The sequence below is a fragment of the Streptomyces sp. NPDC045955 genome, assembly GCF_056430805.1.
Window position 1 is genome coordinate 25,613 of record NZ_JBWKKY010000010.1, and the last position, 14,231, is coordinate 39,843.

Below are 14,231 nucleotides of genomic sequence, written 5' to 3' on the forward strand. Positions count from 1 at the left end.
CCCCGTCATGCCTCTGTAGATCCTCGCTCTGATCAGTCAGTCACTGGTGGCGTGTTGCGTCGCGGGGTCTCCGGTTGAGAATCACTCTCACGATCCCTGCGGTTCGTGCTTCGTCGGTTTCCCGTGCGGCCATGCGGCGCGCCTGCGCCGCCTCCGGCCGGTCCACCGCTTCTCCCTGCTGGGGCTAGCCCCTTGGGTGTACCGACGACGCCGTCGGCGTTGCCCGCGGCTGGACGCGCAGTCTGGCCCGGACGAGCGCCAGGTGTGGAGTTCGGCGCCCCGATCACTCCGCGCTGCCCGATTTGGCCGACGGGTGCACGGGAGCCGTCGGCTCCGGCGCCGACGACCGTACCGCGCGGGACCTTGGAACCGATCGCCCCTGGTGGACCTGTGGCGGGTCTTCCTCCGACAATTCCATTACCGCGCGCCGCACCTGTGGAACTCGCACCGCCCGCGCGGTCGCTCGCCGGTCCTCCGACGGTGCGTGGCATTCCGCCGGAAATGCCTCGGCCCATGGGGGACGCGCTGCCACCTCGAGCACCTGACTGCCCCGTGGTGGTGGCGTGCCCCATCGGGCCTGAGCCGCCGCGACCGCCGACGGTGCCGCTCGAAGTGCCTGTACGACCCTGAGCCGAGATCGGGGCCTTGTTGCCGTTCGCTCCGCCGAAGCGTGATGTGCGGCCTGCCGGCCCGCTTGGGGCAGGAGGAACCGTGCCGGAGGGAAAGGGAGGGGCCGTCCCGCCGTTGCCACTCGGAACCGTCACCGTATGCGGCGCATTGGTCAACGGTCTTGTGGTTTCCTGGGGCGGCAGGGTGCCCACGCTGTCGATCCTCGTGCCAACGTTCCCATCCTGCGGAATGGCCGAGTCGTCCACTTTTCTCAGCGGCGGCGTGGTGTCTCCCGAACGCGAGTGTTCTGTTCCCCTGTTCGGAGTGTCGTGTCCGGCACCCACGGACTCACGAACGCCCGCAAGTTCCCCGGAGCTCTGCACTTCCCCATCACCGCGGGGGACCCCGTAGCTCGGAACCGGTTTAGGCACCCCCACATCCGGCATAGGCTCGAACGTCGGCGGCTCCTGCGCCGCCATGATCTCTTCCGACACCGCGTAGAAGGACGCCAGCCGGTTCATCTGGTTGATCGCCTCTTGGCGGTCCTTCTCCGCCTTGACCGCAGCCGCGTACTCCGCGTTGCTCTCGATTTGCTTGGGTGTCGGAATGTCCGCGACCGCCTTGGGGTCCTCTCGGGTGTCGCGGGGCGGCATGGCGCTGCGGACGGAGGCGAGGCCCGTGGCCGCTGCCGTGATCTGGGTGCCGGCGGCGTCGGCGAAAGCGGCGAGTTTGCGGGCGTGGATGACGAGATTGGCGCCCCACTTGCGGAAGGCCTCGCCCGACTCGCCTTCCCAGTCGACCCGGGTGATGTGGCCCTCGAGTTCCTCGGCGGCGTCTTCGATGGCGGTCTGGGCGTTCAGCAGGGCAGTGCCCGCAAGTTCCAAGTCCTCTGGCTTTGCGGACTCGACCATGTCGATCATGTCGTTCAGGGCATGGCCCTCGAAGTTCGTCTTGCCGAAGACACGGGGGACGTTCCAGCCGAAGGGGAGGAGCTGGGCTACCCCCGTCGCTCCGCTCACCATGTCGATGGTGCTGACCTGCGCCGCGGCCTGCTCCCTCTCGGCCTGGTGTTCCTGGGGCTTCTGCTCGTCGCTCACTAGTAGGTGACCGTCCGCTCGTTGTTGCTCTTCGGCGCGGACTCGCCCTGCTTCTCCGCCTCCGCCGCTGCCCTCTCCCGCTCCGCTTCCTCGTGCTGACGGCTGATCTCAGTCCTGATCTCCCAGAACCGCCGCCGCTCCTCCTCGTCGATGTTGCTGAAGTTTCCGCCCGCGCCCATGACGGCGATCTGCATCGCCTCTATCTGAAGGCCCAGGTTCTTGGAGAGTGCGGTGAGACGTTCGTGGACGCGCTCGTACTGGCTGTGGAGGCCCTTGGCCTCGGCGAAGCCGCCCGAGCCGCTGAAGGAGGCCTCGGAGAGGGCGTGCGCCGCGATCTGCTGAGGGCTGCCGGGTGAGCCCTCGAATGTGGAGAGCACGGCATCGACGCGCTTCTTGAAGGTTCCCAGCGCCTCCAAGCCGACCTTGAAACCCTCCGCAGGCAGCATGCCTTCCCTCCCCGTTCCCCGTTGATTAAGTCGTTGAGCGGTGCACAGGTGTTGAACCGATCGGCACACTCGATCACCACTGTAGTCATCGTGTGAGACACGACCAACTGAGCTTCGTGGTATGTGAGTTAACAGGAGGGCCAGTCCCAGCCGAGCCACGAAGTCAGCAAGCCCTTTCGTGCGTCTTCACCGCAAAGTCATAGGAAGGGACTGTCACCGTCCCCTGACCTCCCCCGATTCCCGGCGGCTCATAGTCCCCGTCCTTCGACCGGGTGCGGGTGACCTGCATGCAGAAGGCCGAGTCGCCCCCGGTGACCGTGTAACGCGCCTCGGAGGGCGTGTTCGAGGCAGCGGGCGTCGCGTTCACGCCGTACTGCGGGGCGTCGCCGCCGCCGTGCTCGACGACCTCCTGCTCGATTTTTGTCGCGTATTCGTCGATCCAGCCGGTGTCGTTGTCCTCGGCATAGATGTCGCCGAAATCGGAACTGCCGTCCAAGGCGTCCGTGGCGCCCCGCACCGCAGTCGTGAACTCGGTGTCGTCCCAGGTCGTGTCGTCGGAGACCCCGAAGCCCTGCACACACAGGTAGATGCCGACGCCGGCCAGGGCGACGAACACGACGCGAGCGGCGATGAAGGCGGCGTCGGGCAGTTCCTCGGCCGACGGGTTGATGCCGGCGCGCCACGCCCGGACGCGGTCCGCCTTGACGCAGGCCATGGCCAGCAGCACGGCGGACAGGACGAGACCGAGGACATTCAGTTGGGTCAGCGCGTCCATGAGTCGGCCTCCACCCGTCGCTTCTGCCTGCGCCGCGTGTCGCGGAGCGCCACCGCCGTGCCCCCCAGCGCCGCGACGAGGACCACCGCGCCCACGACCACGTACGTGGCGAGGCGGGCGTTGCGTTCCTCGGCGGTTTCGCCGATCTGGAACTCGGCCGGGGTGGGGGCTTGCGGTTTGCCCAGGCCTGCCTGGGGCTTCGGGGACTCTATGGGGTGTTCGTCCTCCGTCAGGGCGCGTACCGGGTCGACGACTCCCCAGCCGACCAGGCGGTCGTGGCCCGCTGTGGTGCGCTCCGCGGTCTGTTGGATCTGGGCGACGATCTGCCGGGCCGTCCAGTCGGGGTGCTTCGCCTTGATCAGCGCCGCGAGGCCGGCGACGTACGGCGCCGAGAAGCTCGTACCGTTGTCGGAGCAATGGCCGCCCTTGGGGACGGTGGAGATCATGTCGACGCCGGGGGCCGCGACGCCGACGAACTCGCCGGACTGGGAGAAGGAGGCTCGCTCGTTGTTGCGGTCCGACGCTGCGACCGCGAGGACGCCCTCGTAGGAAGCCGGGTAGGTCTCCTTGACGTTGCCGCCGAGGCCATCGTTGCCGGCCGAGGCCACGACCACGATCTTGCGGGCCAGTGCCTGGTCGATGGCCAGGGCCAGAGCGGACGTCGACTTCATCGGTTTCGTGGTGTCCTGGGAGATGTTGATGACGTCGGCCCCGGCCTGGATGGCGTAGCGGATCGCGTCGGTCAGGGTGTCGACGTCGCCGTGGCCCTCCGCGTCGTTCTGCTGGATCGGGATGATCGTCGCCTCGGGGGCCAGGCCCACGAAGCCGGTGCCCTTGGCGGGCCGGGCCGCGATGATGCCGGCGACCTTGGTGCCGTGGCCGACCGTGTCCGTGGTGCCGTTCTCCTTGCCCCGCTCGATCGGGTTGCCGTCGTCGTCCTTGAGGTTCTTGGGCAGGAAGTTGCGGCCGCTCTCCGCGTCGACCGCGTCGGTGAGTTGGGGGTTCGTCACGTCGACGCCGGTGTCGATCACCGCCACCCGCATGTCCTTGCCCTTGGACTGGCTCCACAGCTCGTCCAGGAGGACGCGCTGCAGGGACCAGGGCCGGCCGGGGTACTTGCCGTTGGGGAACGAGCACTGGTCCGAGTACGGGAGGTCGGCCGCCGCCGCGGGGGGCGCGAGGACGACGGGGGCGGTCGTGAGCAGGGTCGCGGCCACCAGCGTGGTCGCCGTACGGAAGAAGGAGGGCACGTGTGGCATGCCGGCCCTCTCAGGAACCCTGCGGCTGGCGTGCCGCCGTCGTCGACAGGCGTGGGCCGGTGGGCAGGAACTCCGACCAGGCGGCGGGGATCGGCGCGGGGTCCACGTCCTTGTAGCCGAGCCGGGTCTGGGCCTGCCGCGCCTCCTGCTGTGCCTGCTCGCGCTCCTTGGCCGTGGTACCGATGCCGGCGTCGTCCGCGCCGCTGTCGGCGTTGGACTGCAGGACGTAGCGCAGGCCCGTGTCGGTGACGAGGAAGACGGGGCCGGCCTTGGTCTCCCTGCCCTGGAACTGGCGGTAGAGCTGGCCGGAGCCGGGCGTGACGTAGGCGCTGGAGGAGCCGGTGGGGAGCTTGGCCGGGAAGTCCGTGCCCGCCCAGGTGCTCAGCGTCGTGGCGCCGGAGCCGGTGTTGACGCCGTGCAGGACGTTGCAGACGGTGCTGCGGCTTCCTGCCGCGCCGGAGGCTTCGTTGACGGGCTGGGGGTCCTCGGTTGGCCAGCGGTGCTCGGTGCCGAACGGCTTGCCGGGGACGATCGCACCGGGGCTCATGCCCTTGGCTTCACCGGCCTGGCCGAGGGAGGCCAGGTTCTCGCTGAACAGCAGGAGTTGGGCGACGAAGGCCGAGATGGGGGCGACCCGGCCGGGCAGCACCACGTAGTACTGGTCGCTGTTGAGGTCGGACGCCTTGAGCACCATGCCGACCTTGTTGGTCTTCTCGTCCAGTTGACCAGGGGCGTCGGCCGCGATGCCGACCTGGTCGGGGATCTCCGGGAAGGAGATCGGGTCGCCGGTGTGCAGGGTCTCCAGCCACTGCTCGGACACCTTCTGCGGCTTGCGTCCGGAGCCGACGACGGCGCGCAGTAGTAGCTCGTCGCTCTTGTCGATGGAGTACGAGCGTCCGCTCGCGTCCACCACGTAGTGGTTCCCGTCCGGAGCCGCGACGTAAAGGAGTTGACCACCCGTCAGCTTCTCTCCCTTGCCCTCGGTCGCTTTCATATCGCGGGAGGCCAGGACCAGGGCCGCCTTCTGGATGGACTCACCGCCCGCACTGGGGCGTTCGCAGACCGCCCAGCGCTTCTCGCTGCCCGCCTCGGACGCCGGAGGAAGGCGGTCGGGCGCGTACGGGATGCCGATGGTGACGCCGTGCGGGATCTTGCCGTTGTCGAGGACGGACTCGGCGACGGTCACCACCTCGCCCTGGCCCTCGTTGAGGAGCAGTTTGGCGGACGCCATGTTGAGGACCGGGTGCAGCTGGACCTGTTTGCCGGTCTTCAGGATGACGTAGCGCGTGGTCGAGTCGCTGGCGACGATCACCTTGGCGTTGGGCTCGTTCCAGCCCTTGGGTGCGGTGGGCTTGAACATGCCCCAGGCCCCGAACACTGCCATGACGACCACACCCACGATGACGCCGGGAACGACCGCGCGCAGCGGACGAGGCGCCCCCTCCTCCGAGCCGTCGGGCGACGACTGCAGGAAGGCCGCGAGCATGCGGCGTTTCGCGAAGGTGTAGGCATTGAGCTGGTCGCGCCGAGATGCCATTTGTGCCTGCTTCTCCCCGTGTTCACATGTGCCGCGCTCGCCAGGTGTGACATGGTCCCCTGCCCCCGGTGTCACAGCGGCCCCCTACTATGCCTGGTACCCGCGGGGACTTGCGGAGCGGGTAGGGTACCTGGGCCATCAAGGGCCTTGTGCGGTGCTGGAATACCGGCGAGTTGCCGGCAAGACGGGGGGATGGAGTGATGGCATCCGGAACGCGCGCCCGGTCCCGTGACCGATCGCGGACACGGGGCTCTGCGGCGCCCCCTCAGAGCCCGGCGCAGCGGCCCGCCTCGCCGGGCGCATTCCGCTCCAAGGTGCGTTCGGGGCAGGGCGGTGCATCCCGGTTGCAGCGCCTTGTCCTGTTGGAGATCGCGGCCGCCATCCTGCTCGTCGGATGGGTGATCGACCCCGTGGCCCTGGTGCCTGCGGCTGCCCTCGCCGTCTGTCTGGTGCTGCTCTCCTTCCTCCGTCGCCGCGGCCGTTCCCTGCCCGAATGGCTGGCCACGGCGCAGGCGTTGCGTGCGCGGCAGCGGCGAGCGGCCAGTACACCGATACCGGAGGGCACGGAGCCCGGTCTGGCGCCGGCCTTGGAGTGCGACCCGAGTCTGCGGACGTACACGTACACCGGCCGTGACCGCCGGCCTGTCGGAATCGTCGGGGACGGTACGTTCGTCACCGCGGTCCTGCATGTCGAGGCCGACACCACCGCGCTGCGGGCCGAGCGGAACAGACAGCCGTTGCCGCTCTCTCTTGTACACGACGCCCTGGAGGTGGACGGTGTCCGGCTGGAGTCGGCGCAGGTCGTGCTCCACACCCAGCCCGCGCCCGCGATCCATCTGCCCCAGCAGTCCGTGGCCGTCGCCAACTACGCGCCGCTGCAGGAGCAGACGGGTGCGCCGGCCGTACGCATCACGTGGATCGCGTTGAAGCTCGACCCGGAACTGTGCCCGGAAGCCGTGGCCGCGCGCGGGGGCGGTCTGGTCGGAGCGCAGAAGTGTGTCGTGCGTGCCGCCGATCATCTCGCGAGCCGACTCACCGGAGCGGGATTCCGGGCGACCCTCCTCGACGAGGAGCAGCTGATCTCCGCCATCGCCACTTCGGCCTGCGCCAACCCGCTGGTGACGGCGGAGGCGGGGCGGACGGACACGCGGGAGCGCCGGACCGAGGAGTCAGGCCGGAACTGGCGCTGCGACAACCGCAGACACACCACGTACTGGATCCGTCGGTGGCCCGCACTGGGTGGCGAGAGGGCGCCGTCGCTGCCGCAGCTCGTCGCTCTGGTTACGGCCGTCCCCACCCTCGCCACCACCTTCAGCCTCACGCTCAGGCGCGGGGAGCAGAAGGAGGTGTCCGTGTGCGGGCACCTGCGGGTGACCGGGCGCAGCGACGACGAACTCGTCGCCGCCCGGCGCGCAGTGCAGGCCGCGGCCCGGCACACGGGCATGGGACTCGCCCGACTCGACCGGGAACAGGTGCCCGGCATGCTCGCCACTCTGCCCCTCGGAGGTGCCCGGTGAGGGCGACGACCTCGCGCGTGGGACAGGCGGCGGCCACCGGCCAGGGCGCGCCGCAGACCTCTGCCCCCGAGCGAGCGCGCGAACTACTGCGCCGCGGCTTCGGGTTGATCGGCCCGAGACACCCGCGGCACTCCGTGACCGTCGACCAACTGGGCACCCTCGCCCTCCCTGTCGCCGACGACGGCGTCGTCATCGGCGTGGACGCGGAGAACCGGCCCGCGGTACTCGGGCTCAATCGGCCGCTGCCGTACGACGTCGTCCTCATCGGTGGGCTGTGGACCGCACAGGTCATCGCGCTCAGGGCGGCGGCGACGGGGGCGCTGGTCGCCGTGGAGACGGGGCGGGCACAGGTCTGGATGCAGATGGTGCACGCCATGGGGGGCGGGCAGAACGGGATGGCTGTGTACGACGTCGGGCGGGTGCCGCCGCTGGGTGCCTCAGCCGGTACGCCGGTGCTGGTGGTGCGGGACTGCGGGATGCGGCCGCCTCGCGGTCGCGTGGTCTCCGGGCCCTGGCAGTCGGTGCTGACCCTGCTGCCGTACGTCAGCCCTGTCGCTCCGCGGCTCGTGCGGCAGTCGCGGCTGGTCGGGATTCAGAGGGTATCGCCGGACGAGGCGACGGAACTGGGCCGCACGATGGCGCTCACCCGAGCCGAGATGGATTCCCTGCCGGGGCTCTCCGACGGTCTCACCCTATGGTGTACCGATCGCGATCGGCAGTACGTGATGACACAGCCCACGGACGCGGAGACCGGGCTGTTGGGTACGCCACGTCGGATGGACTGACGGATCTCGTAGCGGAAGCGCTCGTAGCACCCGGTTTGTCAACTGTTGCGCCTGGAATTACGTCGCATTTGCGTGGCTTTCAAGGGCCGGCGTTGCTGTGGAGGGGCAGACGGGCCTGCCGGGGCAAGGCGTGTGGTGATTAGGCTGGTACGGGGTTGCGACGTCAGAACCCGTGGAGTCGGCGTCTGCGTTCCAGGGGGGAAGTGGGGGCGCCTGTGGATCGGACGACCTCGGACGACCTCCATACGCCTCAAACGACATCGCACGACGTCGGACGACAAGCAAGGGTCGCCCCAGCACGGCATGAGGGTGCTCGACCAACCAGGAGGAACACTGTGAGCAGCGATCGGGACGGGAACCGCGGGGGCTGGGCGACACCCGGCGATGACCAGCCCGACGCGGAGTCCGCAGCAGAGGTGACGGGCGAGTTCACCATCGACTACGCGCCGCCGGCCTGGTACACGCAGAACGCCTCGGGGAGTTCCGGCTCGGGGCAGGGGGCGGGTGCGTCCGAGGACTCCAGTGCTTCCGGGGCGCGTGGGGGTTCCGGTGGGCCGAGCGGGCCGGTTCCGCCGCTGCCGGGGCTCACTCCGCCGCCGCATGCCAATCCTTCCGGTGCGGCGGCGTCCATTCCGAGGCAGGGGCAAGGACACGGGCAGGGGCAGGGGCAGGCCGCCGGCTCGGCTCCGGCATCGGCTCCTTCTCCAGCGCCTTCTCCGGCTCCGGGGGCGCCTTTCACGCCGCCCGCGCCGCCGCCTGCTCCGGGCGCTCCGTTCACGCCTCCTGCTCCTCCCTCTCCTCCCGCGCCGGGTACGCCCTTCACGCCGCCCGCGCCTCCTTCCGGGGGGCCGTCTGCCGGAGGGCCGGCTGCCGTGCCCCGGCTTCCGGTGGGGTTCGAGCCGCAGGGAGGGCAGCCGCCGGCGCCGCAGCCGCAGGGGCGGACCGAGGCGCCTGCGGCGGATCCGGCCTCTCCTACGGCCGTGCCGAACATCCCCGTCGGCGGGTATCAGGCGCAGTGGGCGCCGGCCGCTCCGTCGGAGGCTCCGGCTGCTCCGGCCACTCCCGAGGGTTCGGCTGCTTCTGCCGCTCCGGCCACTCCGGCTTCGGAGGATGCCGAGGATGCCGAGCCGGAGAACGGCGACCTGGAGAGCGGTGCCACGATGCGGTTCTCCGCCGTCGCCCTGAAGCGGGAGATCGAGGAGCGTGCCGCCGAGGTCGAGGCGCGGCTGGAGTCGGCCGACGACGACCAGGACGAGGACGAGGGCGGGGACGAGTCCGGCGGTGACGTCGAGAACACTCCCAGCGGCGCCGACGCCGACGCGCAGGCCGATGAGGACGTCTCCTCTGACATGGCCGTCGCGGACGATGCGGCTGACGCGCCCGGTGCGGACGGTGCTGCTTCCGACGACGCCGACAGCGGGGACGCGGACGCTGCGGTGAACGCACCGGAGCAGGAAGCTCCCGAGGACGCGGCTTCTGACGAAGCGGCTTCTGAGGAAGCGACTCCGGAGACTGAGACGGACGAGGCCGTGCCGCAGGATGCCGAGCCTGAGGACTCCGAGCCTGCGGATGCGGCGCCTGCCGACGAGGACCCGGCCGACGCAGCGCCTGCGGACGAGGCCCCTGCTGCTCCCGAGCCGGCCGATGCACAGCCCGCCGACGCCCCGCCCGCCGACGCCGCTCCCGAAGACGGCGTTCCGCAGGACGCCGCCATGCCGGGTGCGGCCGACGCCCAGCCCGCCTGGACTGCCCCGGCACCGCAGGCCATGCCGCCGCTGCCGCCGTCGTATCAGCCGGCCACCCCGGCGCCGGCCAGTCAGTGGCCCGCGCAGCCGCAGCACCAGCCTCAGCCGCAGGCACAGCCACAGGCACAGCCCACGGACCCGAACGTTCCCGCGCAGGGGCAGCCGCCGTTCCAGCCGCAGGCGCCGCAACCCGCGCCCGCCGCCTGGAACCCGCCGGCCGCACCGGCGACGCCGCCGGACCAGCCGCCCGCCCAGCCCGCCCCGCAGCCCGGCGCCTACGGCTTCCCGCCGCCGGGTACTCCGACCCCGGCCGCGCCCGACGCCCAGGGCGGGTACGGCTTCCCGCACCCCGGCGCCCCCGCCCAGCCCCCGGCCGCACAGCAGCCGCCGGCCCAGCAGCCCACCCCCGCCCCGAACGCCCAAGGCGGCTACGGCTTCCCGCACCCCGGCGCCGCTGCCCAGCCCCCGGCCGCACACCAGCCGCCGGCTCAGCACCCCAACACTCCGCCCGCCCCCGCGCCGAACCCCCAGGACGGCTACGGCTTCCCCCACCCCGGGCCCAACGCCCAAGGCGGCTACGGCTTCCCCCACCCCGGCACCCCCGCCCAGCCCCCGGCCGCACACCAGCCGCCGGCCGCGCAACCCCCCGCCCAGCAGCCCAGCACCCCGCCCGCCCCCGCGCCCCACGCGCCGGACGGCTACGGGTTCCCGCACCCCGGCGCTCCCGCCCCCGCCGCGCCCAACCCCCAGGGCGCCTACGGCTTCCCCCACCCGGGCGCCCCGGCCCCGGCCGCGCAGCAGCCTCACCCCGGTGTGCCGCCGCAGGCGCAGCCGCAGCCCGAGGGGCAGGGGCAGGCTCCGCAGCCCGTGGATCCGCGGACCGGGGCCGCCTGGCCGCAGCCCATGCAGCACGACCAGCGGCAGCCGACCAACCCGGGTGCCGCGCCGCTCGGTTACACCGCTGCCGTCGAGTTGTCGTCCGACCGGCTGCTCAACAGCAAGAAGCAGAAGGCGAAGAGCAGCCGTCCGGTGGCCGGTGGCGGGCGGTTCAAGATCGGTGGGAAGAAGGAGGAGGCCGAGCGGCAGCGGAAGCTGGAGCTGATCCGCACGCCCGTGCTCTCCTGCTACCGGATCGCCGTGATCAGCCTCAAGGGCGGTGTCGGCAAGACGACCACGACCACCGCGCTCGGCTCCACGCTCGCCACCGAACGGCAGGACAAGATCCTCGCGATCGACGCCAACCCGGACGCGGGAACCCTTGGGCGTCGCGTGCGCCGCGAGACCGGGGCCACGATCCGTGACCTCGTCCAGGCGATCCCGCACCTCAACTCGTACATGGACATCAGGCGGTTCACGTCCCAGGCGCCGTCGGGCCTGGAGATCATCGCCAACGACGTCGACCCGGCCGTGTCCACGACGTTCAACGACGAGGACTACCGGCGCGCGATCGACGTGCTGGGCAAGCAGTACCCGGTCATCCTCACCGACTCCGGTACCGGTCTGCTCTACAGCGCCATGCGTGGTGTGCTGGACCTCGCCGACCAGCTCATCATCATCTCGACGCCGTCGGTGGACGGTGCGAGCAGCGCGAGTACGACGCTGGACTGGCTGTCGGCGCACGGGTACGCCGACCTCGTCGCCCGGTCCATCACCGTCATCTCCGGTGTGCGCGAGACCGGCAAGATGATCAAGGTCGACGACATCGTGTCGCACTTCGAGACGCGCTGCCGCGGCGTCGTCGTCGTGCCGTTCGACGAGCATCTCGCCGCCGGTGCCGAGGTCGACCTCGACATGATGCGGCCGAAGGTGCGGGAGGCGTACTTCAACCTCGCGGCGATGGTCGCCGAGGACTTCACCCGCCACCAGCAGGCGCACGGCCTGTGGACCTCCGACGGCAACCCGCCGCCGGTGGCCGCCCCGCCGCTGCCCGGCCAGCAGGTCCCGGGCCAGCCTCCCTACCCCGGACAGCAGCAGCCGGCCCCGTACCCGCAGCAGCCTGGCCCGTACCCGCAGCAGCCGGGACAGCCGTACCCCCAGCCCGGCCAGCCCTACCCCCAGCCGGGCCAGCAGCCGTATCCGCAGGCGGCAGGCCAGCCGCCGTACCCAGAACCGGGGCAGCAGGGCCAGCACGGGCAGCCGTACCCCCAGCAGCCCCAGCCCGGGCAGCCCCCGGCCGCCCCTCCGCAGCCGGGCTACGGCTACCCGCAGCCGGGGCAGCCCGGCCACCCCGGGCAGCCCGACGGGCAGGGTCAGACGCCGCCGCCCCCGCCCCCGACGCAGTAATCGCCTCACCCGATCGGCCCCTTTCGAGGGGCCGATCCCCTTTCCGGCCCGCGCCGTTCCGACTCGGCGCGGGCCGCCGTGCGTTCCGGGGCCGTCAGGGGCGAAATCCATTGCCAGGCCCTGGCCAGCGGTGCGTCAGTGGTCTCGACCAATGGCCGTGGAAAGCTCGCCAATTCGTTATTTCCGCAGGCCACAAGGGGTGAATGCGCCGTTGACGGGTGGAGACGGCCGCTGATACACACTCAGCATCCACTGACAGCTGATCAACCCGTCCTTCCCGTCCGAGCGATGACGCGAGGTCCGACCATGGGCACGAAAGATCAGACACGCAGCCTCCCGCGCGGCCTCAGGCTCGTCGCCGTGGCCGGAGCGGCCGCGCTCACCCTCACCGCCGGTCTCGCGACCCCGCTCGATCCGGCGCCCCGGCAGGCCCGGGCGGCCGACGACGGCAAGCAGGTGCTGACCGTCGCCGTGGCGCAGAGCGTGGACTCGCTCAGCCCGTTCCTGGCGGTCCGGCTGCTCAGTACGAGCATTCACCGGCTCATGTACGAGTACCTGACGAACTACGACCCGAAGGACAACCACGCCATCCCGGGCCTGGCCACCAAGTGGGAGCCGTCACCGGACAAGCTGACCTGGACGTACACGATCCGCTCCGACTCCACGTGGTCGGACGGCAAGCGGGCCACCGCCGAGGACGCGGCGTGGACCTTCAACAAGATGATGACCGACTCCGGCGCGGCCACGGCGAACGGCAGCTACGTCGGCAACTTCCGCAAGGTGACGGCACCCAGCCCGACGAAGCTGGTCATCGAGCTGAAGAAGCCGCAGGCCACGATGACGGCGCTCGATGTGCCGATCGTGCCGAAGCACGTGTGGGAGAAGGTCTCGGACTTCTCCGAGTTCAACAACGACAAGAGCTTCCCGGTGGTGGGCAGCGGGCCGTTCGTGCTGACCGGGTACAAGGCCGACAGCTACGTCCGGCTCAAGGCCAACAAGAGCTTCTGGCGCGGGGCGCCGAAGTTCGACGAGCTGGTCTTCCGCTACTACAAGGACCAGGACGCGGCGGTGTCGGCGCTGCGCAAGGGCGAGGTGTCGTTCGTCGCCGGTTCGCCGTCCCTGACACCCGCTCAGGCGGCGTCCCTGGAGGGCGCGGAGAACATCAAGGTCAACGACGCCCCCGGCCGCCGTTTCTACGCCCTGGCCACCAACCCGGGCGCGAAGGCGAAGAACGGCAAGAAGTTCGGCGACGGCCACCCGTCCCTGCTGGACCAGCGGGTGCGCAACGCGCTGTTCAAGGCCGTCGACCGCAGGGCCGTCATCGACAAGGTGTTCCAGGGGCACGCCGTCGAGGGCGAGGGCTACATCCCGCCGCGCTTCTCGCAGTACTTCTGGAAGCCGTCCGCCGGCCAGAAGCTGACGTACGACCCGGCCGAGGCGGCCCGGATGCTCGACCGGGCGGGTTACAGGAAGAACGGCGACGGCAAGCGCGTCGGCAAGGACGGCAAGCCCATCACCTACCGCGTCCTGTGCCACGCCACCGACCCGAACGACAAGGCGGTCGGCAAGTACCTCCAGGAGTGGTGGGGCGAGCTCGGCATCGGCGTCCAGCTGAACTGCCTGGACAACGTGACCGACCCCTGGCTCGCCGGCAAGTACGACCTGGCCTTCGACGGATGGTCGGTCAACCCGGACCCGGACTTCGTCCTGTCCATCCACACCTGCGGCGCGCTCCCGGCGACCCCGGAGGAGACCGGCGCGACCGACAACTTCATCTGCGACAAGAAGTACGACGAGCTCTACGCCCGGCAGCTCGCCGAGTACGACCCCGCCAAACGGGCGGACATCGTCAAGCAGATGGAGTCGCGGCTGTACGACCTCGGGTACATGAACGTCATGGCGTATCCGAACGCGGTCGAGGCCTACCGGACGGACCAGATCAAGTCCATCACGACCATGCCGGCGAAGGCGGGGAACATCTACGGCCAGGACGGCTACTGGAGCTGGTGGTCGGCGGTCCCGGCGGAGTCGAGCGGCTCCTCGGACAACGCGTCGTCGACGGGGGTCGTGGCCGGGATCGTCGCAGGTGTCGTGGTCCTCGGCGGGCTCGGCGTCTTCGCGGCGATGCGGCGGCGCTCCACCGCCGAGGACCGCGAGTAGTGCGGGCGAACGGACACT

At 70.7% G+C, this 14,231-nt stretch carries 9 protein-coding genes and 1 pseudogene; 5 read left to right on the forward strand and 5 right to left on the reverse strand.

Annotation, left to right across the window (positions count from 1 at the left end; all coding sequences use genetic code 11):
- Nucleotides 1-32: 32 nt before the first annotated feature.
- From AC07F0_RS21590 to eccB, 5 genes are all read right to left on the reverse strand, one after another.
- Nucleotides 33-1,706 carry a WXG100 family type VII secretion target gene (locus AC07F0_RS21590; RefSeq protein ID WP_478981061.1) on the reverse strand — a complete coding sequence of 558 codons (1,674 nt, stop codon included), beginning with the start codon at nucleotides 1,704-1,706 and terminating at the stop codon, nucleotides 33-35.
- A complete protein-coding gene (locus AC07F0_RS21595; RefSeq protein WP_478981062.1) occupies nucleotides 1,706-2,152 on the reverse strand; it encodes a hypothetical protein in 447 nt (148 codons plus the stop codon). The genes AC07F0_RS21590 and AC07F0_RS21595 overlap by 1 nt, the downstream gene beginning before the upstream one ends.
- A gap of 163 nt (nucleotides 2,153-2,315) precedes the next feature.
- Nucleotides 2,316-2,927 (reverse strand): hypothetical protein, encoded by a 612-nt coding sequence (locus AC07F0_RS21600; protein ID WP_478981064.1) that lies wholly within the window; start codon nucleotides 2,925-2,927, stop codon nucleotides 2,316-2,318.
- Entirely contained in the window at nucleotides 2,915-4,186 is a 1,272-nt protein-coding gene (mycP, locus tag AC07F0_RS21605; protein WP_478981066.1) for a type VII secretion-associated serine protease mycosin, read from the reverse strand. Before mycP ends, AC07F0_RS21600 begins: the two co-directional genes overlap by 13 nt.
- 10 nt (nucleotides 4,187-4,196) lie before the next feature.
- A complete protein-coding gene (eccB, locus tag AC07F0_RS21610; protein WP_478981068.1) occupies nucleotides 4,197-5,723 on the reverse strand; it encodes a type VII secretion protein EccB in 1,527 nt (508 codons plus the stop codon).
- Between the two features lie 200 nt (nucleotides 5,724-5,923).
- On the opposite strand from eccB, the gene eccE reads away from it, so the two are divergent.
- From eccE to AC07F0_RS21635, 5 genes and pseudogenes are all read left to right on the forward strand, one after another.
- Nucleotides 5,924-7,240: a type VII secretion protein EccE gene (gene eccE / locus AC07F0_RS21615; RefSeq protein ID WP_478981070.1), complete on the forward strand. Its 1,317-nt coding sequence runs from the start codon at nucleotides 5,924-5,926 to the stop codon at nucleotides 7,238-7,240.
- A gap of 17 nt (nucleotides 7,241-7,257) precedes the next feature.
- The gene (locus tag AC07F0_RS21620) at nucleotides 7,258-8,025 is read left to right on the forward strand and encodes a hypothetical protein (protein ID WP_478981407.1); all 768 of its coding nucleotides are present in this window, start codon (nucleotides 7,258-7,260) and stop codon (nucleotides 8,023-8,025) included.
- 335 nt (nucleotides 8,026-8,360) lie between these two features.
- Nucleotides 8,361-8,441: pseudogene (locus tag AC07F0_RS21625) on the forward strand (SCO5717 family growth-regulating ATPase); the annotation flags it as partial.
- Between the two features lie 744 nt (nucleotides 8,442-9,185).
- A complete protein-coding gene (locus tag AC07F0_RS21630) occupies nucleotides 9,186-12,053 on the forward strand; it encodes a MinD/ParA family ATP-binding protein (protein ID WP_478981409.1) in 2,868 nt (955 codons plus the stop codon).
- 306 nt (nucleotides 12,054-12,359) lie between these two features.
- Nucleotides 12,360-14,213 (forward strand): ABC transporter substrate-binding protein, encoded by a 1,854-nt coding sequence (locus tag AC07F0_RS21635; protein ID WP_478981072.1) that lies wholly within the window; start codon nucleotides 12,360-12,362, stop codon nucleotides 14,211-14,213.
- Nucleotides 14,214-14,231: the final 18 nt, after the last annotated feature.